This window comes from Streptomyces sp. NPDC029014 (assembly GCF_055564695.1).
This window is the reverse complement of sequence record NZ_JBVHVT010000081.1, coordinates 20,867-41,553: the sequence shown is the minus strand read 5'-3', so window position 1 is coordinate 41,553 and position 20,687 is coordinate 20,867. Positions and strand designations below refer to the sequence as shown.

The 20,687-nt window shown below is 72.2% G+C and carries 18 protein-coding genes; 7 read left to right on the top strand and 11 right to left on the bottom strand.

Annotation, left to right across the window (positions count from 1 at the left end; genetic code table 11):
- Positions 1-236: 236 nt before the first annotated feature.
- The 5 genes from ACZ4VL_RS32565 to ACZ4VL_RS32545 all read right to left on the bottom strand — a co-directional run bounded on the left by ACZ4VL_RS32565 (position 237) and on the right by ACZ4VL_RS32545 (position 6,145).
- A complete protein-coding gene (locus ACZ4VL_RS32565; protein WP_361097569.1) occupies positions 237-722 on the bottom strand; it encodes a hypothetical protein in 486 nt (161 codons plus the stop codon).
- A 231-nt stretch (positions 723-953) separates the two neighbouring features.
- Positions 954-1,766: an arylamine N-acetyltransferase family protein gene (locus ACZ4VL_RS32560; RefSeq protein ID WP_468207263.1), complete on the bottom strand. Its 813-nt coding sequence runs from the start codon at positions 1,764-1,766 to the stop codon at positions 954-956.
- 35 nt (positions 1,767-1,801) lie between these two features.
- Entirely contained in the window at positions 1,802-3,193 is a 1,392-nt protein-coding gene (locus ACZ4VL_RS32555; protein ID WP_468207260.1) for an FAD-binding oxidoreductase, read from the bottom strand.
- Between the two features lie 26 nt (positions 3,194-3,219).
- Positions 3,220-4,452 (bottom strand): MFS transporter, encoded by a 1,233-nt coding sequence (locus ACZ4VL_RS32550; RefSeq protein WP_468207257.1) that lies wholly within the window; start codon positions 4,450-4,452, stop codon positions 3,220-3,222.
- 73 nt (positions 4,453-4,525) lie between these two features.
- A complete protein-coding gene (locus ACZ4VL_RS32545; protein WP_468207254.1) occupies positions 4,526-6,145 on the bottom strand; it encodes a carboxylesterase/lipase family protein in 1,620 nt (539 codons plus the stop codon).
- A 233-nt stretch (positions 6,146-6,378) separates the two neighbouring features.
- On the opposite strand from ACZ4VL_RS32545, the gene ACZ4VL_RS32540 reads away from it, so the two are divergent.
- From ACZ4VL_RS32540 to ACZ4VL_RS32515, 6 genes are all read left to right on the top strand, one after another.
- The gene (locus ACZ4VL_RS32540; RefSeq protein WP_468207251.1) at positions 6,379-7,182 is read left to right on the top strand and encodes an arylamine N-acetyltransferase family protein; all 804 of its coding nucleotides are present in this window, start codon (positions 6,379-6,381) and stop codon (positions 7,180-7,182) included.
- A 102-nt stretch (positions 7,183-7,284) separates the two neighbouring features.
- Positions 7,285-8,388, top strand: coding sequence for a phenylacetate--CoA ligase family protein (locus ACZ4VL_RS32535; RefSeq protein WP_468207248.1), 1,104 nt, complete (start codon positions 7,285-7,287; stop codon positions 8,386-8,388).
- Positions 8,388-9,761, top strand: a complete 1,374-nt coding sequence (locus ACZ4VL_RS32530; RefSeq protein ID WP_468207245.1) for an aldehyde dehydrogenase family protein — start codon at positions 8,388-8,390, stop codon at positions 9,759-9,761. Before ACZ4VL_RS32535 ends, ACZ4VL_RS32530 begins: the two co-directional genes overlap by 1 nt.
- A gap of 159 nt (positions 9,762-9,920) precedes the next feature.
- Positions 9,921-11,099: an acyltransferase family protein gene (locus ACZ4VL_RS32525; RefSeq protein WP_468207242.1), complete on the top strand. Its 1,179-nt coding sequence runs from the start codon at positions 9,921-9,923 to the stop codon at positions 11,097-11,099.
- Between the two features lie 454 nt (positions 11,100-11,553).
- Positions 11,554-11,787, top strand: a complete 234-nt coding sequence (locus ACZ4VL_RS32520) for a hypothetical protein (RefSeq protein ID WP_468207240.1) — start codon at positions 11,554-11,556, stop codon at positions 11,785-11,787.
- 13 nt (positions 11,788-11,800) lie between these two features.
- Positions 11,801-12,028: a hypothetical protein gene (locus tag ACZ4VL_RS32515; protein ID WP_468207237.1), complete on the top strand. Its 228-nt coding sequence runs from the start codon at positions 11,801-11,803 to the stop codon at positions 12,026-12,028.
- Between the two features lie 178 nt (positions 12,029-12,206).
- Here ACZ4VL_RS32515 and ACZ4VL_RS32510 read toward each other — a convergent pair whose 3' ends face one another.
- Positions 12,207-12,521: a 4a-hydroxytetrahydrobiopterin dehydratase gene (locus ACZ4VL_RS32510; protein ID WP_361097538.1), complete on the bottom strand. Its 315-nt coding sequence runs from the start codon at positions 12,519-12,521 to the stop codon at positions 12,207-12,209.
- Position 12,522: 1 nt separating this feature from the next.
- Complete coding sequence (locus tag ACZ4VL_RS32505; protein WP_468207234.1) at positions 12,523-13,770, bottom strand: Twin-arginine translocation pathway signal; 1,248 nt, start codon at positions 13,768-13,770, stop codon at positions 12,523-12,525.
- Positions 13,771-13,914: 144 nt separating this feature from the next.
- Between ACZ4VL_RS32505 and ACZ4VL_RS32500 the strand changes: the two genes are divergently transcribed.
- On the top strand, positions 13,915-14,229 hold the full coding sequence (locus tag ACZ4VL_RS32500; RefSeq protein WP_468207231.1) for a DUF6415 family natural product biosynthesis protein: 315 nt from the start codon (positions 13,915-13,917) through the stop codon (positions 14,227-14,229).
- Between the two features lie 145 nt (positions 14,230-14,374).
- On the opposite strand, the gene ACZ4VL_RS32495 is transcribed toward ACZ4VL_RS32500, so the two are convergent.
- The 4 genes from ACZ4VL_RS32495 to ACZ4VL_RS32480 are packed head-to-tail and all read right to left on the bottom strand — an operon-like array spanning position 14,375 to position 20,676.
- A complete protein-coding gene (locus ACZ4VL_RS32495; protein ID WP_468207228.1) occupies positions 14,375-15,604 on the bottom strand; it encodes an FAD-dependent oxidoreductase in 1,230 nt (409 codons plus the stop codon).
- Positions 15,601-17,022 (bottom strand): FAD-dependent oxidoreductase, encoded by a 1,422-nt coding sequence (locus tag ACZ4VL_RS32490; RefSeq protein ID WP_468207225.1) that lies wholly within the window; start codon positions 17,020-17,022, stop codon positions 15,601-15,603. Before ACZ4VL_RS32490 ends, ACZ4VL_RS32495 begins: the two co-directional genes overlap by 4 nt.
- Positions 17,019-19,268, bottom strand: a complete 2,250-nt coding sequence (locus ACZ4VL_RS32485; protein WP_468207222.1) for a molybdopterin oxidoreductase family protein — start codon at positions 19,266-19,268, stop codon at positions 17,019-17,021. The genes ACZ4VL_RS32490 and ACZ4VL_RS32485 overlap by 4 nt, the downstream gene beginning before the upstream one ends.
- Positions 19,261-20,676 (bottom strand): MFS transporter, encoded by a 1,416-nt coding sequence (locus ACZ4VL_RS32480; protein WP_468207219.1) that lies wholly within the window; start codon positions 20,674-20,676, stop codon positions 19,261-19,263. The genes ACZ4VL_RS32485 and ACZ4VL_RS32480 overlap by 8 nt, the downstream gene beginning before the upstream one ends.
- Positions 20,677-20,687: the final 11 nt, after the last annotated feature.

Sequence of the window (20,687 nt, the reverse complement as noted above, 5' to 3'; positions counted from 1 at the left end):
CCCCCCCCCCCCCCCCCCCCCCCCCCCCCCCCCCCCCCCCCCCCCCCCCCCCCCCCCCCCCCCCCCCCCCCCCCCCCCCCCCCCCCCCCCCCGGCCCCGTTCTCCGTGCGTCCGCCGGGGCGGGGAGGACCGTACGGGGTTTTCCGTCGGGGGAAAGCCGTACGGGCCCGGCGGGGGGATCGCCGGGCCCGTACGGGCGCCACAGGGGGAAGGGACGTGGCGGGTGGAGCGGTGGGTCAGCGGGGCTGGACGTTGATGCGGTAGCCCTTGCCGGTGGAGGAGCCGCCGGTGACGAGGGTGCCGTCCAGCTGGTGGATCTGGTAGGCGAAGTCGAAGTTGGCGGTGGTGCGGCCGGTGACGGTGATGTTGGCCTTGAAGGTGATGGTGGAGTTGGCCTTGCCGTCGGTGCCGATGAGCAGCGCGGTGTCGGTGTCCGAGTAGGTGCCGCAGCCGGTCAGCTTCCACTCGCCGTGCGAGGCGGTCGTGGTGTTGTTGGGCGAGGAGAAGTTGACGGTGCCGGCCGTGGCGGTGGCGCTGCCGTGGTAGCTGCCGAGGAAGGTCTCCTTGGTGTTGTCGTCCACGACCCGCCAGCTGCCGGGCAGGGTCAGGCAGCCGCTGCCGCCCTCGACCGCGGCGTTCGCCGAGCCCGTGACGGCCGTCGCGGTGGCGAGCGCGGCGATACCCGCGAATACCGCGGCCTTGATACGGGTGCTCTTGCGCATGTGAGTTTCTCCCAATGAATTCGAAACGGGGGGGTTTTCGGTACCGGGGCCGGCGGGTGAACGCGGCGGCTTCAATTTCTATGATGGCCCGCCGAATTCCTGTGCGGTATGGACCAGCTTCCGATCCGTCAGGTCGAATTCTCGGCCGGTACCGGCCCGTAAAAGGCCCCTGTGCCGCACCCGGGACACGGGATGCGGCACAGGGGCCGGACCTGCGGAGAAAAGGCGCGGTCAGTCGATCTGCATGATGATGCGGACCGCCGGGTCGACGTCCGGCTGCTTCGGCATGGTGTCGACCACGATGCCGAAGTGCTCCTCGTACGCGGCCCGCAGCGCCGCGTCGTCGGCCAGCAGGACGGTTTCCTTGCCGTCCGCGGTGGTGAGGGTCAGTTCGCGGCCGTTGACGGTGGCGCGGCCGTCCTCGTTCTGCTGGCAGGCGATGAGGTTGTGCAGGAACACCGAGTCCGGCGCCGTGCGGTACCACCACAGCGTCGGATAGAAGTCGGCGATCCGCACCGGGCGCTCGTCGAGCCGGTACTGGACCTGACCGTCCAGCTCGACCTGGAGGCCTCCCTCCGCGGGCTGCAGCACGCGGAAGTCGCCGTGCGGGTCCTTCTGCACCTCGTCCGTGCCGATGGGCAGCGGGAACCGGCTGCCCTTGCCGAAGCCCACGTCGACCATCCAGTCCTGGCCGTCGACGTGGACGCGCAGCGCCAGGTGGCACAGCGGGGCGCCGAACTCGCCGCCGAGGAAGACCGCCCCGGGGAGGATCTCCACCGCGAAGCCGAGGGCCTCCAGCAGGTGACCGAAGGACGGGTTCAGCTCGTAGCAGCCGCCGCCGCGCCGCCGGGTGACGATCTTCTCGTAGAGGAAGTCGCGCTCCAGGCTCAGCTCGGCGCCCTCCACGTGGTAGTCGATGTTCTCGAAGGGGACCGACAGCACGTGGCGCTCCTGGAGGTGCCGCAGCGCGTGGATGTCGGCCTGCTCCGGCCGGCGCGCGCCGATGCGCTCCAGGTACGCGTCCACCATCGCTTCGCTGAGCATGTCGTCTCTTCTCTCCTCGTTCGTCGCGCCCCCCGTCATCGGGAACGCCAGCCGGTCGGCGGGATGTTGTGGTTCACCCGGAACAGGTTCTGCGGGTCGTGGGCGTCCTTGACGGCCACGAGCCGGGCGTAGGTCTGCGCGTCGTACGCCGAGCGCAGGTGCTCGGCGGAGGATTCGAGGGCGCTGATGAAGCTGAGGAACGGGCCGCCGATGCGCCACGGCTCCATGGTGTCCATGAGCCGTTCCTGGAACTCCCGTACGTCCTGGATGTGTTCGGGCCACACCGGGGCGCCGGCGAACAGCGTGTACGCGGTGTCGCGGTGCGGCAGCGCGTTGGGGTGCTCGGGCTCCCGGCCCAGCGCGCCGCCCAGGTGGCGCAGCTCGACGCCGGGGCGGACGGAGTCCGCGCCCTCCTTGATCAGCGGGATCAGGGTGGCGATGGCGGCGTCGTCCAGCTCCCGGATGCGGGTGGAGCGCTCGTAGTACACGGCGGGCACGGTCGGGTCCATGTTGATCTCGGCGACCCGGGTGTAGGGCATGTCGCCGACGGTGTCGAGGACCGGCGGGACGATCTCCCGCAGCGGGCGGACGAGTTCCTCGCCCTCCTCGTTCGTGCCGTTGAAGGCGATCCGGACGTGCGCGAGGAAGCGGCCGCGGACCGGCTCCGGCAGCACGTCGATGTCGGGGAAGCGCATCACGGCGATCGAGGACTGCATCGCGTCCGGGAGGGTCCGCGTCCAGTCGCGCCAGGCCGGCAGTATCTGCTCGATGTGCTCGCCGGGCAGGAAGAGGCCGCCGCCGTAGAGCCGGGAGACGGGGAAGAGGCCGATCTCGATGGAGGTGACCACGCCGAAGTTGCCCTTGCCGCCGCGCAGCGCCCAGAACAGGTCCGGGTGGTCCTCGGGGGAGACGTAGCGCAGCTCGCCGTCGGCGGTGACCAGGTCGACGTTCTTCACGTGGTCGGCGGAGAAGCCGTACGAGCGGCCCAGCGGGCCGAGGCCGCCGCCGAGGGTGTACGAGACCACGCCGACGCCCGGGGAGGCGCCGTTGAGGGGGGCCAGGCCGAAGGCCGCCGCCTCCTCGATGACGCGGCGCCACTGGGCGCCGGGCTCGATGCGGGCGGTGCGGGCGCGCGGGTCGATCCGGACGCCCGTCAGGTTCCGGGTGTTGATCAGGATCGCGCCGTCGGCGGGCAGCGAGGTGCCGTGGCCGGTCGCCTGGACCGCGACGGCGAGGCCGGCCCGGGCGGCGAAGCGTACGGCGGCGATGATGTCGGCGGTGCCGTCGGCGAGGACCACGGCGGCGGGCCGGTTCTCCGGCAGGATCCGGTTGAAGCCGAGCGTCTCCTCCTTGTACGCGTCGGTGCCGGGCAGCAGCAGCGGCCCGCGCAGCTCGGCGCCGAGTGCGGACAGGTCGGTGGCGGACACGGAGGTTCCTTCCTGTAACGGGCGGCTCACTGCGCTGCCTTGGCGGGGGCGCGCAGGCTGGGGAGGGTGAGGGCGGTCAGCAGGACCACTGCGCCGCCGATCCAGGCGACGGTGGTCAGCTGCACGTTGTCGACGATCAGGCCGCCGACGAGGGCGCCGAGCGCGATCGACAGGTTGAAGACGGACACCCACAGCGCGGAGGCGGCCTCCATCGCGTCGGGCGCGTACTTCAGCATCCAGGTCTGCAGGCTGACGGAGACGCCGCCGAAGGCCAGGCCCCACAGGACCAGCAGGGCGATGCCGCCGGCCTGGCTCTTGCCGAGCAGCGGGAACAGCAGCATCGCGGCGGCCAGCGCCACGATGATCACCGTCATGGTGCGGCCCAGGTTCTTCGAGACGGCCGAGCCGGCGACGAAGTTGCCGATGATCCCGGCGACGCCGAAGCCCAGCAGCAGGACGCTGATCAGGTCCTCGTCGATGCCGGAGAGCTGCTGGAGCATGGGGCTGACGTAGGTGTACGCGGCCAGGTGGCCGGTGACGATCAGGGCGGTGGCGATGATGCCGGCGCGCACGCCGCGGTTGCCGAACTGGCCGATCAGCTCGCGCACGCTGACGGGCTTGGTGGCGGGCAGCTTCGGCAGCAGCACCAGCAGGGCGACGAGGACGGCGAACGCGAGCACGCCGACCGTGGCGAACGCGGTGCGCCAGCCGGCCAGGCCGCCGATCAGCGTGCCGGTGGGGACGCCGAGGACGTTGGCGGCGGCCACACCGCCGAAGATGAGCGCGGTGGCCCGGGGCACCGCCGCCGGCTGGACCAGGCGGAAGGCGAGACCGCCCGCGACGGCCCAGAAGCCGCCGATGGTGACGCCGACGAGCACGCGGGAGGCGAGCAGCACCCCGAAGTTCGGCGCGAGCACGGTGATCAGGTTGGCGGCGGCCATCACCGTCATCAGCCCGACCAGCAGGAAGCGGCGGTCCATCCGCCCGACGACCACCGGGATCAGCGGCGCGGACAGCGCCGCGACCAGACCGGGCACGGTCACCATCAGGCCGGCGGTGCCCTCGGAGACGCTCAGGGCGGAGCCGACCGAGGTGAGCAGGCCGATCGGCAGCTGCTCGGCGGTGACCAGGGTGAAGATGCCGACGGCGACGGATACGACGGCGAGCCAGCTCTTCAGCGGGGTGTGCTCCGCGGTCTGCGGCGGCGCGCCGGCGACCGCGGCGTCCGCGGTGTCGGCGGGTGTTTCGAGTGTTGCCATGACAAGAACCTCATTCGTGTAACCGGGGGCGGGGGCCGCCCTGCGGGGAGGCGGCAGGGCGACCGCGGGCAGGTCAGGTGCGGGGGACCCAGCCGGACTCGTCCCAGAACCGCAGTTGCCGGGCCTTGGACGTGCCGGCCACCTCGGTGATCCGCTCACCGCCGAGGACCAGCGTGCTCGGCGTGCCGGGGTCGAAGACCGGCCACGCGGGCAGGCCGGGACCGGCGGGCACGCCGTCGCGGGCGAAGGCGGCGACCAGGTCCATGAAGGTCTCGGACACGGTGCGCTCGACGGGCCCGTCGTGGAACAGGGGGGTCGTCTCCGGAACCGGGTAGGTCGCGGCGATCGCGGCGGTGTCGGCGTACGTGCCGAACAGGAACGGCGAGGTCGCCTCGTGCGGGGTGCCGTGGTGCGGGGCGCGCACGGGGTGGGCGAACTCCATCACGTACTGCGGGGTCCTCCCGTGCCGGGCGTGCCGCTCGGACAGCCGCACGATCTGGTAGCGGAACAGCGCGTCGCCCCAGACCTCCGTCCACAGCGACAGCGGGTCCTGCGGGAGCCCCTCGGTCTCGGCGGCCTCCCGGTACGCGGCGATGCAGGCGTCCACCAGCTCGTCGGTCACCTTGGCCGCGCCCTTGTCCAGCACGCCCCGCACGGCCTCGCGCAGCTCGGCCGAGTCGGCGGGCGGCGGGGTCGGGGTCGGCTGCGGCGGGCAGGGGCCGGTGTAGAACGAGCCCTCGGTGCGGGTGTGGACCGCCATCACCGGGACCTCGGGGGTGGGCAGTTCCCAGTCGAAGGCGCTCATCCAGCGGCCGTCGACGACGGGGCCGCGGAACTCGCGGCCGCTGCCGATCGCGCGGTCGCCGGGCAGCCCGCCGAACAGCTCCTCCCAGGCGTACATGAGGTCCTTGGCGGGGACCTCGCGCAGCCCCGGCACGGTCGTGCCGAACCGGCGGGCGAGGGACTCGTACGCGGTGCGGGCGTCGGCCGGGGTCAGTGAGGTGGACGGGTCCCACACGTGGCAGACGCTGATCGGGACGATCCGACGGATGATGTCGCGCAGTTCGGGCAGCAGGGCGAGCTGCCAGGTGCTCGATCCGCCGGCCGAGGTGCCGGCGACGGTGATGTTGTCGGGGTCGCCGCCGAACGCGGCCGCGTTGGCGTGCACCCAGCGCAGCAGCGCCGCCTGGTCCTGCAGGCCCCAGTTGGCGAAGCCGCCCGTCTCCGGGTCGGTGAACTCCTCGTGGAGGCCGAACCCGAGCGCGCCGAGGCGGTAGTTGAAGGTGACGACGACCAGGTCGCCGCGGTCGGCCAGGCGCGCCCCGTCGTACACGGGCAGGCTGCCGCCGCCGACCATCCAGCCGCCGCCGTGGATGTAGACGAGGACCGGGCGGGCGTCGTCCGCGCCGGTGCCCGGCGTCCAGACGTTGGCGTACAGGGAGTCCTCGGAGCTGTCCCGGATGATCGGCTGGAGCGATTCGGGCGCGAACGCGGTCGCGTCGCGCACCCCGTCCCAGGCGGCGGGCGGGCGCGGCGAGGCGAAGCGGAGCTCGCCGACCGGAGGTCGGGCGTACGGGACGCCCCGGAAGACGGAAAGCCGTCCGGCGCGCTCGCCGGCGACCACGCCGGCGGTGGTGCGGGCCAGCACGTCCCCGGTCTCCGGCGAAGGGCTGTGGGCGGCGGAAGGTGCCATGGCCGTGAGTTCTCCATCGTCATCGGCGGGCGGGCAGTCACACCGACTGATCGAATGCCGCGTCGGATGACTCTGGACCATCCGATGCTGGTAACCGCGCGAGGGGCCGGCAACAAGCGACGGGGCACTCTGTCAGGTACCGCTTTGTCCGTCAGCTCGACGGGACGGCTCCGGGTGGCCGTGTATTTTCATTCGGCGTACGCTGCCCGGTTCGAATGGTCGAGGAGAATGCGATGCTGGACGACGCAGAAGTGGCGGGATATCTCGATCGGATTGGCGCGAAGAGGCCCGGTAAAGCCGATCTGGAGGGCCTCGCCCACCTCCAGGAGCGGCACGTCCTGTCCGTTCCGTTCGAAAACATCGACTACCACCTCGGCCGGGAGATCCACCTCGGCGAGGAGGCCGTCGACAAGATCGTGCGGCAGCGCCGCGGCGGCGGCTGCTACGAGGTCAACTCCGCCTTCGGCGTGCTCCTGACCTCCCTCGGGTACGCCGTCGAGGTCCTCCCTGGCCGGGTGTACCGGCCGGACGGGCTGGGCCCGGCCATGTGCCACCTGGCGCTGCGCGTCACCCTGGACGGCGAGCCCTGGCTGGTGGACGCCGGCTTCGGCCGCAACAGCCGCCGCCCGCTCCGCCTGAACGGCCCCGACGTGCAGCAGGACCCGCACGGCGGGTACCTGGTGGCGCCGGCGGAGGCCGGCGGCTTCGACGTGTCCCTCGACGGCCGGCCGCTCTACCGGGTCGACGACCGGCCCTGCCGCCTCGCCGACTTCGGGCCCACCCTGTGGTGGTGGCGCAGCAGCCCGGACTCGCCGTTCCTGCAGGAGCTGTTCTGCTCCCTGCCGCTGGCCGACGGCGGCCGGGTCACGCTGAAGGACAAGCGCCTGGTCAGGATCGAGGGCGGCGAGCGCACGATCGAGGAGCTTCAGACGCCCGAAGCCCTCCTCGACGCGTACCGCAGCCACTTCGGGATGGAAATAGACGAGCTTCCCGAAGGCGACGGTGCGAACCCGGCCGCGGGCGTCCGCCTGGCCTGACACGGGCAGTTGACGGACTCGGCCGAATTGCGTGGACCGGCTCCCGCGGACCGGCGCACGATGCGAAGAGTACGGCGTTACTCCGTACCCGGAAGGAGCATTGTGTCCACCGTTGACCCCCTGCTGGAATTCCCACTCGACACCCAGCCGGACCCCGACGAATTCCTGCGCGCCGCCCTGCGGTGGCATTTCTCCCCGGAAACGGGTTCGCCGTTCTGGCTGGAACGCGCAGGAACTCTCGGGTTCGACCCGCTGACCGACATCAGCGGATTCGACGACCTGAAGAAGTTCCCGAACCTGGCCAACGAGCTGCGCGACGTCCGGGCCGAGGACCTCATACCCCGCGGCTACGGCGAGCGGCCGGACGTCGTCGGCGTCTACGAGAGCGGCGGCACCACCGGCGCGCCCAAGCGCATCGTCCTGCTCAAGGAGTGGCTGGACCGCCTGCTCGCCTGGAGCAGCGGCCAGCTCGACCGCCACGGCGTCCCGCAGGACGTGAACTGGCTCGTCGTCGCCCCGACCGGCCCGCACATGGTCGGTGACGTGATCAAGCGGCAGACCGCTTTCCGCGGCGGCCTCGCCTTCACCGTCGACCTCGACCCGCGCTGGGTGAAGAAGCTCATCGCCGACGGCAAGACCGCCGAGGCCGGCGCCTACGCCGAGCACATCGTCGACCAGGTGGGGTTCCTGCTGCAGACCCAGGACATCGGCGTCCTGATGTGCACCCCGCCGGTGCTGGAGCGCCTCGCGCGCCGCCCCGACCTGGCCAAGCTCATCGACGAGAAGGTCAAGGCGATCAACTGGGTCGGCACGCAGATGGACGCCGACACCCGCTACCTGTACCGCACCGAGGTCTTCCCGAAGGCCCACCTGTACAGCGGCTACGGATCGACGATGATCCTCGGCAACGCGAGCGAGCGCCCGGGCCTGACCGACGACGACCCGTGCATCTACGACCCGTTCGCCCCGCACATGGTCTTCGACGTCGTCGACCCCGAGACCCGCGAGACCGTCGCGTACGGCGAGCGCGGCCAGGTCGTCATGCACCACGTCAGCAAGAGCCTGTTCATGCCGAACAACCTGGAGCGCGACTACGCGACCCGCGTGCCGGCCCCCGAGGGCGTCTGGCAGATCGGCGACTCCGTCGCGGACATCGCCCCGGTCCAGGAGTTCGACAACGAGACCGTCATCGAAGGGGTCTATTAATGAGTGCCGGCCTGATCACGCTCGACGCGCTCGGGCCCGCCGGATCCTTCCGCGCGCGCAAGCGCATGACCGTCACCGACGTGACGGGTGCGCCGGTCGCCGAACTCAGCCTGGTCCCGAAGCTGTTCGTGACCCGCGCGATGGACGCCCTGCGCAAGGCCCGCACGATGCCGACCGCCGAGCGCACCGAGGCGCTGGCCCGGGCGGGGCGCATCTTCGCCGAGGAGACCATCGACGGCCTCACGTTCGCCGAGTACGAGCGCACCGTCGCGCGCGTCTCCGGCGTGCCGATCGGCGTCGTGCAGGCGGCGACCGCCGCCATCATCGAGGCCACCGAGGTGGCGCCGGTCGCCGCCTACCAGGCCCGGCCGACCGGCGCCGTGGACGACTGGCGGGACGAGGGGACCCGGCGCGGCAGCGCCGTGTGGACCCGCAAGGGCGACGTCTTCGCGGTGCACGCCGCCGGCAACCACCCCGGCCCGCACTCGCTGTGGGTCGAGGCCCTCGCCATGGGCTACCGGGTGGCCGTACGCCCCTCCCGGCGCGAGCCGTTCACCCCGCACCGCCTGATCTCCGCGCTGCGGGAGGCCGGCTTCGGCACCGACCAGGTCGTGCTGCTGCCCACGGACTACGAGGCGGCGGACGAGATCCTGCGCAGCGCCGACTACGGGCTGGTCTACGGCGGCGACGAGGTCGTGCGGAAGTACGCGGGGACCCGCGTGCTGCCGCAGGGCCCGGGCCGCTCGAAGATGCTGATCCCGGCCGACGTCGACTGGCGGGACCACCTGGACGTCATCGTGGACTCCATCAGCCACCAGGGCGGTGTGGCCTGCATCAACGCCACCACCGTGCTGATCGACGGGGACCCGGCGCCGCTCGCGCAGGCCATCGCCGAGCGGCTGGCGGAGATCCCGAGCCTGCCGCCGGAGGACGAGAAGGCGGTCCTGGCGGTGCAGCCGGTGGAGGGTGCCCGCAAGCTGGAGAAGTTCCTGCTCTCCCGGGCCGCGGGGACCACCGCGCACCTCGGCGGCGACGGCATCGTGGAGGAGCTCGGCGACGGCAGCGCCGTCCTGCGCCCCTCGGTGCACCAGCTCGACCGGCCGGACGCCGACCAGGCCGGCATCGAACTGCCCTTCCCCTGCGTGTGGGTGGCCCCGTGGTCGCCCGCGGACGGCATCGGCCCGCTGCGCAACTCGCTGGTGCTGACCGCGTTCACGAAGGACGAGGAGCTCATCGACGAGCTGTTGCAGGAGCCGACCGTCAGCAACCTCTACCTGGGCGACCACCCGACGTACTGGATCCGCCCGGGCGTTCCGCACGACAGCTACCTCGGCGAGTTCCTGATGCGGACCAAGACCGTCATCCGCGACTAGACAGCCCGTGTGAAGCACTCGCGCGTCCGGGCCGGCCGTACCCGCGGCGCCCGTACGGACCGCCGCGGCGGCCCGGACCCGCGCACTCCGCCCGCACCACCCTTTCCCGAGAAGGAGCTCGTTGTCATGTCCATGAATGGAACGGAGGGTTCCAGACCTGTGAGACTGCCCAGGCTCGACTCCCTGACCGGTCTCCGCTTCCCCGCGGCCCTCCTGGTCTTCCTCTACCACGCCTCCCTCGGCGTGCCGTGGATCCGGCTCTTCGAGAGCAACACCGCGAACGACCAGTTCGCCACGTACGTCTCGCAGGCCGGCGCCCTCGGCGTCACGTTCTTCTTCGTGCTCAGCGGCTTCGTCCTGACCTGGTCGGCCCGCGAGAAGGACACCTTCCGCGCGTTCTGGCGCCGCCGCTTCGTCAAGATCTACCCGAACTACGTGATCACCTGGGGGCTCGCCCTCGTCACGTTCGCGGCGGTCATGACCGAGCCCTGGCAGGCCGTGGTCAACCTGTTCATGCTCCAGGTGTGGGTGCCCGACTTCGCGACCAACTTCAGCGTGGACCCGCCCAGCTGGTCCCTCGGCGCCGAGGCGATCTTCTACCTCGCCTTCCCGCTGCTCATCCTGTTCATCAGGAAGATCGACCCGGCGAAGCTGAAGTTCTGGATCGCGGGCGTCATGGCCGCCGTCTTCCTCACCCCGACGCTGACCTACGCGGTGATCCCCGGCGGCGGCATGCAGATGCCCGGCGCCGACGGCACCTCCACCGTGCAGTACTGGTTCGCGTACGTCCTGCCGCCCGTGCGCCTGCTCGACTTCGCGCTCGGCATCCTCGTCGCCCGCGCCGTGATGACCGGCCGCTGGCGCAACATCGGCATGACCGCGTCGGCCGTCCTCCTCGCCGTCAGCTACGCGATCGCCCTGAACGTGGAGCACCTGTACGCCCAGCGCGCGGTGACCCTCATCCCGATCGTCCTGATGATCGCCGCCTTCGCCTCGCGCGACGCCGAGAGCAAGCCGACGCCGTTCAACAACCGGTTCATGATCTGGCTCGGCGAGATCTCCTTCGCCTTCTACCTCGTCCACTACATCGTCCTGGCCTACTCCAGGAAGCTGCTGGGCGAGGAGCTCTTCTCCACCCCGGTCGGCATCGCCCTGATCGCCGCCCAGGCGGTCGTCAGCGTGCTCCTCTCCTGGGCCCTCTACGCCTGGGTCGAGGCCCCGCTGACCCGCCGCTTCTCCAGTTCCCGCAAGGCCAAGGCCGCCAAGGCCGCCGCCGCGGCGGCTGCTGCCGCGCCGGGCAGCACCCCCGACCAGCCCCGCGACCGCCTGACGGTCTGACACCGGCCCGGCCCGCCCGGACCCACCCGTCCCGCCGCTCGGCCGCCCCGCCCCACCGGCACCGCACCGCCCCCACCGGTGGACCTCCACCCCACCGGAGCCCACGCCGCCCACCGGAGCGCCGCGCACCACTCCCGGCCGGAATTCAGGCCCGGCCGCCCGCCACGAGCCCATCCCCGCGCCCTTCGGGTTCCCACAGAACCCGAAGGGCGCCGTCATATACCGGGCGCGGCGAATTACCGGTTATTTCCGGTCGAGCGTATGGCCTGATTTCTCCCAACTGGCTGGAATGCGCCTTGCGGCTGGCGGGTTCGCGAAGGCGGAAGTTGATCAAGATCAAAATTCCCTCAAGCAGGGTTCCTGGGTTAGTGGACTGTGGGTAAATTTCTCGCGATCAAGGAGGCGCTGCCTGACCAGTGGCGCATCTCGAAAGTTGAATCGGGGAATTTTGATAATGAAGAAGATTGTCTCGAGCGTTGTCTCGGCTGCAATTAGCAAGCGGGACTGCGAATACCTGGTGAGCAATGTCAGGATGAACGACATGGTGAAGAACTGCCTCATCAAGGGCGGTATCGGAGGGGCGGGCGCCCTGATCGTCGGCCGCTTCGTCAGCAAGGATACCGCCAGGGATATAGCCTCCAAGACGGTCGTCGCCGGCGCCACCGGCTGCCTGGCCGCTCTCGTGTAAGACAGGTGAACTCATGGCCAAGACGGTGTTTACTATCCTCTGGGCAGCTTTGCTTATTGTGGTGAACCAGGTGCTTCATGACAATATCTGGGCGCAGTATGCGGCCACCTTCCTCCTTGGTGGCTGTTATGCCCTCGCCTTCGCCAAGGTGAAATTCCTTCGAGGCGGGAAGGCTCGGGAAGTGTCACATAATCGCGTCTTGGTCGCGGCTTTCCGGAAGTCGACCAAGGGTCGGGCGTGAGATTCGTCGGTGGTGCCTCTTTGGTGCCGCCCGCGAATTTTTTAGGCATTCCGGATCCGGAGATGCAGTTCAGACCAGGAGCGTGGAACGGTCTGGACAGCGATGACGGCTGCCTCCCGCGCCACCACGACAGCGAAGGCCGTTCGCCGCCATGCCCGGGCGTGGGCTTTGCCGTCCCTCAGTCCAGGGGGATGGCTTGGTGTGCGGCGACGATTTCGTCGATGCGGCGGGCGAGGTTGAAGTCGGCCGCGGTCAGACGATGGCCGGCGTCGTGCGTCGTGATGGCCGCCCGGAGGTGGTCGATCCGCAGGTCGAGGTCCGCGTGGTGCTGGATCCGCCGGGACCTGTCGGCGATCGTGACGATCGCGGCCACCGCGGCGTGGTAGCGGATCTCGTAGGTCCGGGTGATCTCGTTGCCCTCCCGCTTCCACCCCGGCAGGGCTGCCAGCTCCCGTTCGATCGATTCGTCGGACAGCGGCTGCGGTACACCCATGTCAGCTCCCCACGGTCACGGGTGCCAGTACCTCGGCGAGGTTCCGGCCTTCGGGCGCATCCTGCCATGGCGTCATGGTCCTCTTCAGGTAATGCAGTTCACGGACCAGGCGCGCGGAGCGGGTTTCGATGGCGATGTCCGCTGCCTCCCGCGCGATCTCGACGGCGTGGTCGGGCTTTCGGGCTGAGGCCGCGGCTGCGGCGTGGCGGCCGAGGTAGACGCCGCGATCCCGCCGGGCGGTCGGCGGCACATCGGCGACGAGCTGAGTCCAAAGGCTGTCGGCCTCGTTGCCCAGGCCGAGACGGCCGTAGCAGGTGGCGCGCTGCACCTCCAGGTAGCCCGGCGTCCGCCGGCATGCGTTGCCCCAGGGGAGGTGGTCGTCAACCCTGCCGAGCAGCCTTCCGGCGGTATCGATGAGCCGGTCCACGGCCTGCCGGTCGCCAGTGAGGCTGGCGCCATGGGCCTGCTGCTGCATGGCCATGATCCGCACCTTGGGGACGAGCCGGTCGGAGTCCTCCAAGGCCGCCTCGCACAGGTCGATGACCCCGGGGCCGTCACCGAGGTCCGTACGGACTTGGGCCAGGTTGACGAGGCTGTAGCCGATCAGCTGCGGGTCTCGGGAGCGAGCCGCGATCTCCTGCGTCACCCCTCGCCAGAACGCGGCCGCGCCGAGATCACCAGCGTCCTGGTACAGCCAGCCGACGAGCGCCGCATAGGCGGCACCGGCACCGAGCAAACCCTGGCGGGTTCGCCCCTCCGCGGACCTGACCAACTTGTCGATCAGCTGGTACTGGGCGGACACGGTTCCGATCAGGTCGTGCGGGCCGAGAAGCATGTCCGCGCGGTAGTGCCCCTCCAACTGTTCCTGGAAGTAGGTGACCAGTGCGGGGTCGACGTACTGCGGGGCGGTCGGGCCGGGCATGAGGGCTGCCGCTGTGACGGAGACGAAGGTCCTGCGCTTCACGTCTTCCTCTTGGTGTCTCTCAGGGCGCATCCACCCGTGGGACGCCGTGAATCCGAGGTCCTCCGGCCACCGTCCGAGCGCATCGTGCAGCACGATCGCGGTCTCTTCCGGCGGCCATCCGGGCCGCGCGCCCTCCCACCGGCGCCATGTCCGGGAACTGACAGTGAAGTGGACGTCATCGAGGAGTCGTTGACCGCGCTGCGTGAGCTGCGCAGCAGCGGCTTCCATGGTGCGCCAGCCGACCCGGAGCCGGGCTGCCCTCAACGCATCGTTGCGGTGGCTCATGAGCCCACTCTGAGGCGCCGTGGCGGCCGTATCCAGCGGTGGCCGCAACGTGGCCACGCGTGGCCACGCGATGGCCTATCCGCCCATCAGCTCGCCTCACCATCATCTACCCATCACACCCGGTGACGACGGCAAGGAGCACACATGGCGGGTATCGAGCAGGCGGAGCTGGACGCGGGGGCGCGGTTGATCGCGCGGGCGCTCGTCCCGTTCGAGCAGAAGCCGGCGGACGGCGAGATCGCCGGGATCGCGGTCGACCTTCAGGTGTACGGCGATCTGTGGTTCCCCGAGGCCGCGGCCATGGACTGCGCGGACGCGGTCCGGGTGCTGGACGAGTGGAACAGCCTGCTGCGCGAAGGGCCGGCCGAGTCGCCGTTCGGGCGGTGGACGCACGCCCGTGCGCTGGCCCGTGTGCTGCGGCGGCTGCACGCGCTGCTGTCCCGGGTCGGGGCCGCGTGAGCGGCGAGCGGGTCTGTGCGCGCTGTCAGCGCGCTATCCACACCGAGGTGTACGTGACGATCAGCCCGTTCTCGGCGTCCGGTGCTCGGCCCGATCTGTACGTCCATGTGTACGGCGATCCTGGCTGCGGCTCCGGTGCCGCGGGTCAGGGCGTCGGGGACAGGAGGCGGTGGGCGGTCGAGGGGGCCGGGCGGCCCACGAAGGGGAGGAGGTCGGTGTAGGCCTGGGCGTCGCCGACCAGGATGCCGCCCAGGAGGGTGCGGCAGTCGGCGTCCAGGACGAGCTTCGCGTATGTGCCCTGCGCCTCGTCCAGGCGGCTCAGTTCGAGGGAGCCCGCGGTGCCGGCGTGGGCGTCGCCGAAGCTTGCCACCTCCACCCCGAGGAGCTTCAGCTTCGTTGACATGTCCGCCTGTTCGAAGGGGGCCGAGGGCAGGTCGAGGAGTTGCCGGGCCACCGATTCGGCCATGCGGTAGCCGGGTGCGGCCAGGCCGTAGCAGCGGCCCGAGACGGCCGCGCACTCGCCGATCGCCCAGATGTGGTCGTCGGCCGTGCGGCACAGGGGGTCCACCCGGAAGCCGCCGCGTTCGCCCGTGTCCAGGCCGGCCGGGGCGGCCAGTTCGTCGCGGGGGCGTACACCCGCCGAGAAGATCACCACGGAGGCTTCGAGGACGGTGCCGTCCGCCAGGGTCACCGCTGCGGCCCGGCCGTCCGGGCCGGCCTGGACCGATGCGGTCGCGACCCCGCAGTGGGCGTGGAGTCCGCGCTCCGCGATCCGTTGTCCGAGGACGTCCCCGCCGGCCGCGTCGACCTGGAGCGGCATCAGTCGCGGGGCGAGTTCGACCACGTGCGGCTCCATGCCGAGCAGCCGGAGTGCGTTGGCCGCCTCCAGGCCGAGGAGGCCGCCGCCGATGACCACGCCGGGGCGGCCCGGCTGGGACGCCGCGCGGATCGCGTCGAGGTCGGTGAGGGTGCGGTAGGCGAAGCAGCCGGGCAGGTCGTGGCCCGGTACGGGCGGGATGAACGGCTTGGAGCCGGTGGCCAGGACCAGGGCGTCGTAGTCGATGGTGTCGCCGGCGGTGGTGGTCACCGTACGGGCGGCGCGGTCCATGGAGGCGACGGCCGTGGCGAGCCGTACCTCCACCCGCGGGTCCGTGAACAGGCCGGGTGCGGGAAGGCTGAGGTCCGTCGCGCTGTGGCCGTCGAGGTACGAGGAGAGGGCGACCCGGTCGTACGCGGGACGGGGTTCTTCGGCCAGGACCACGACCCGCCAGGACCCGGCCGGGTCGAGGGCGCGCAGTTCCTCCACGAGGCGGTGACCGGCCATGCCGTGGCCGGCGAGGACGAGGGTGCGGGGGGTGCGGGGTGTGTGCGTCATGACGTGGTGCTCCCGGGTCGGACCAGGCCGCACAGCGAGCGCACGGCGCTCGTGCAGCCGCCGCAGCCGGTGGTGGCGCGGGTCGCCGCGGCGACCTGTTCCACGTCGGCGGCGCCGGCCCGGCAGGCCTCGGTGATGGCGTGCTTGGTGACGTTGTTGCAGCGGCAGACGACGGCGTCGTCGGGGAGTTCGTCCGCGCCGGGCTCGGCCGGCGGGATGCCGAGCAGGAACTCCAGCCGCCCGGCGGACGGTACGGGCAGACCCCGCTCGTACAGCCGGCTGACGGCGGCGATGGCCCGCGGCAGGCCGAGCAGGACGGCGCCGGTGATCTGCTGGTCGTGCAGGGTGAGGCGGGCGTAGCGGCCGCGGGCCGGGTCGGTGAGCGTGATCACCTCGGCGTCGGCCGGATCCGGGCCCTCGGCTGCCGGGGACGGGTCCCCGCCCAGCCGGACCAGGTCGATGCCGGGCGCCCGCAGGCGGGTGATCTGACGGGTGCCGCGGTGTTCCGGTGCGGCGGTCCCGGTCAGCTGCCGGGCCAGCGACTCGGCCTGCTCCCAGGCGGGTTCGAGGTGTCCGGCGGTGTCCCCGGGGTGCTCCGCGCAGTCGCCGATGGCGTGGATCCGCGGGTCGTCGGTGCGCAGCCGGCCGTCGACGACGATCCGGGAGCGGACCGTGAGCCCGGCCCGGCGGGCGAGTTCCGTCTCGGGCACGGCCCCGGTGCACAGCAGCAGGGTGTCCGCGGCCAGCACGCTGCCGTCGTCCAGGGTGAGTTTGCCGGAGCAGTACCCGGCGGCGCGGCGGCCGGTGTGGAGCTCGACGCCCTGCTCGGCCAGGTGCAGGCCGAGCAGGTCGCCGGCGGTGGCGTCGACGTGCCGGTGCAGGAGGTGCGGCCCGCGGTGGACGAGGGCCACCTCGTGGCCGGCCCGGCGCAGGGCGGCGGCCGCCTCGACGCCGAGCAGTCCGGCGCCCAGGACGACGGTGCGGCGGGCGTCGGGCGCGGCCCGCAGTACGTGTTCGGCGTCGGCGAGGGTGCGCAGGGCCAGGACGCCCTCGGTGCCGCCGGGCCGGGGCAGTCCCGGGATCCGGGGGACGCTCGGGCGGGCGCCGGTGGCCAGGACCAGCGTGTCGTAGCGGTGGGCCGAGCCGTCGTCGGCGTACGCGAGGCGCCGCCGGCGGTCGATGCGGGTCACGGTGGTCCCGGTGCGCACGCGTACGTCCCCGGGCAGTTCGGGCAGGGCGAGGGCGGCGGCGGGCAGGGTGCCGTCGAGGACGGAGCCCAGCAGCACCCGGTGGTAGGGGGCCCGCGGTTCGGCGCCGAGCACCGTCACCCCGCCGCGGTGGCCGTGGTGGTGCAGCCGCTCCGCGAGCCGGTGGGCGGCGCTGCCGCCGCCGACGACCAGCACCTCGCCCGCGCTCACAGCCCGGCTCCGGCGTCGTCGCGGACGGTGGCTTCGGCGGCGGCTTCGGGGGCGGTGGCGTCGAGGCCGGCGGCTTCGGGGGCGGGCCCGACCCGGACCGCGCACACCTTGAACTCGGGCATCCGGCTGCGCGGGTCGAGGGCGTCCGAGGTGATCAGGTTGGCGCGTCCGGCCCCCGCGAAGTGGAACGGCAGGAACACCGTGTCGGTGCGCAGCGAGGGCACCAGCCGGACCCGGGCGGTGGTGCTGCCGCGGGCGGAGGCGACCTCGGCGGCCGCGCCCTCGGTCAGGCCGAGCCGGGCGGCGGTGTCGGGGTGGATCTCGACGAAGGCCTCCGGGGCGGCGGCCGAGAGTTCGGGGACCCGGCGGGTCTGGGCGCCCGACTGGTACTGGGCGAGGACCCGGCCGGTCGTGGCGTACAGCGGGTAGGAGGGGTCGGGGGTCTCGGCGGCGTCGCGGTGCTCGACCTCGGCGAACCGGGCGAGGCCGTCGGGGTGGGCGAAGGCGTCGAGGAACAGCCGCGGTGTCCCGGGGTGCGGGGCGGTCCCGTCGGGGGTCGCGGGGCAGGGCCAGTGCAGGGCTTCGCCGGCGTCGAGCCGCTCGTAGCTGATGCCGGAGTAGTCGGCGCGCCCGCCGCGGGAGGCCCGGCGCAGCTCGTCGAAGACCTCGCGCGGTGCGGCGGGGAAGCGGTCGGGGTCCTGGCCGAGCCGGACGGCGAGGCCGCGGAGCACCTCCAGGTCGCTGCGGGCCTCGCCGGGCGGGGTGAGGAGCCGGCGGCGGCGCAGGACGCGGCCTTCGAGGCTGGTCATGGTGCCCTCTTCCTCCGCCCACTGGGTGACGGGGAGGACGACGTCGGCCATCTCGGCGGTCTCGGAGGGTACGAAGTCGGCGACGACGAGCAGGTCGAGCGAGGCCAGCCGGTCGGCGATGCGGGCCGCGCGGGGTGCGGAGACCACCGGGTTGGAGCCGAAGACGAGCAGGGCGCGGGGCCCGCCGCCGGTGCCGAGGGCGTCGAGGAGTTCGTAGGCGCTGCGGCCGGGGCCGGGCAGGGTGTCGGGGTCGACGCCCCAGACGGCGGCGACGTGGGCGCGGGCCTCGGGGTCGGTGAGCATCCGGTAGCCGGGGAGCTGGTCGGCCTTCTGGCCGTGTTCGCGGCCGCCCTGGCCGTTGCCCTGGCCGGTGAGGCAGCCGTAGCCGCTGCCCTCGCGGCCGGGCAGGCCGAGGGTGAGGGCGAGGTTGATGAACGCGGCGACGGTGTCGGTGCCCTTGCTGTGCTGTTCGGCGCCGCGCCCGGTCAGGACGTACGCCCGCTCGGCGCCGGCCAGGAGGGCGACCGCCTCGCGCATCTCGGCGACGGGGACTCCGGTGACGCGTTCGACCCGCTCGGGCCACCAGGCGGCGGCCCGCCGCCAGGCGGCTTCGAAGCCGGTGGTGCGCTTGTCGAGGTACTCCCGGTCGGTGTGGCCCTCGGTGACGGCCAGGTGCAGCAGGCCGAGGGCGAGGGCGAGGTCGGTGCCGGGGGTGGGTTGGAGGTGTAGGGCGGCGGTCTCGGCGGTGGGGGTGCGGCGCGGGTCGATGACGATCAGCCGGGCCCGGTTCAGGTGGCGCATCAGCGGGGGCATGGTCTCGGCCGGGTTGGCGCCGGCGAGCAGGACGACGTCGGCGGAGGCGAGGTCGGTGACGGGGAAGGGCAGGCCGCGGTCGAGGCCGAAGGCCGCCGAACCGGCGGCGGCCGCCGAGGACATGCAGAACCGGCCGTTGTAGTCGATCTGGCTGGTGCCGAGGGCGACGCGGGCGAACTTGCCGAGCTGGTAGGCCTTTTCGTTGGTGAGGCCGCCGCCGCCGAACACGCCGACCGCGTCGGGGCCGTGCTCGTCGCGGAGCGTCCGCAGCCGGCCGGCGATCAGGTCGAGGGCGGTGTCCCAGTCGGTGGGGGCGAGTTCGCCGTCGGCGCCGCGGACGAGCGGGCGGGTGATGCGGCCGGGGGTGTCGAGGAGGGCGGGGGCGGTCCAGCCCTTCTGGCACAGGCCGCCCTGGTTGACGGGGAAGGCCGGGTCGGGGCGGACGGTGGTGCGGGCGCCGGTGCGGCCGGCGTCCCGGCCGGCGTCCTGGCCGCCGTCGTGGCTGGTGTCGCGGGTGAGCCGGGTGCCGCACTGGAGGGCGCAGTAGGGGCAGTGGGTGGTGACAGTCGCGGTGGTGGCGACGGTGGCGGTGGCGGTGGCGGTGGCGGTGGCGGTCTCAGACACGGGTGGCCTCCGCTCGGGCCGGCTCGGCGGTCGCGGCGCGCGGACGGCCGCCGCCGGGGGTTCCGGCCGGGGCGCTGCGGCGCAGGTAGACCGTCCAGGTGACCAGCACGCAGACCACGTAGAAGCCGAGGAAGGCGAGGAAGGCCGGTTCGCCGGAGGGTTCGGGCCCGCTGTAGGCGCTGCGGAAGACCAGGTTGACGCCGACCCCGCCGAGGGCGCCGACGGCGCCGGCGATGCCGATGACCGCGCCGGAGAGCCGGCGGGCCCGGGCGAAGGCGGCCTCCGCGTCCTGGCCGGAGGTGACCTGTTCCTGGGCCTGCCGGGCGAAGACGGCGGGGATCAGCTTGTAGGTGGAGCCGTTGCCGATGCCGGTCAGGACGAACAGGGCGGTGAACCCGCCGACGAACAGTCCGTACGAGCCGTTCGCGGAGGCGGTGAGCAGGACGCCGGTGCCGGCGGCCATCGCCAGGAAGGTGAGCAGGGTGACCCGGGCGCCGCCCCACCGGTCGGAGAGGAGTCCGCCGAGCGGCCGGAACAGGGAGCCGAGGAGCGGGCCGAGGAAGGTGTAGGAGGCGGACTGGAGGGGGGTGGCGCCGAACTGGCTCTGCAGGACGAGGCCGAAGGCGAAGCCGTAGCCGATGAAGGAGCCGAAGGTGCCGACGTAGAGGAGGGATATCCACCAGGTGTGCGGGTTGCGGGCGGCCTCGCGTTGGGCGCCGGGGGCGCTGCGGACGGCCGTGAAGTTGTCCATCTTCCAGGCGGCGAGGAGCGAGGCCAGCGCGATCAGCGGGATGTAGACGGCGATGACGTACGCGGGGTGGGTGCTGCCGGCGGTGGCGATGACGAGGAGGCCGATCAGCTGGATGGCGGCGACGCCCAGGTTGCCGCCGCCCGCGTTGATGCCGAGGGCCCAGCCCTGGTGGCGTTGCGGGAAGAGGGCGGTGATGTTGGTCATCGAGGAGGCGAAGTTGCCGCCGCCGACTCCGCCGGCCGCTCCGATCAGCAGGAACACCCACAGGGGGGTGCCGGGCCGCTGGACGAACCACAGGGCGGCCAGGGCGGGGACGAGCAGGATCCCGGAGGCGAAGACGGTCCAGTTGCGGCCGCCGAAGCGGGTGACCGCGTGGCTGTAGGGCAGCCGCAGGGCGGCGCCGACGAGGGTGGGGACGACGACGAGGAGGAACTTCTCGGCGGGGGTGAAGCCCAGGCCGATCGCGGGCGACATGAAGAGCACGAGGACGGACCACATGCTCCAGACCGAGAAGCCGATGTGCTCGGAGAGGACCGAGAGGACCAGGTTGCGGCGGGCGATCCGCTTTCCGGTGCGCTGCCAGAACTCCTCGTTCTCGGGGTCCCAGTCCTCGATCCAGCGTCCGGTTGCGGGACGTGCGGGCGCGGGCGACGTCATGGCTCCTCGGC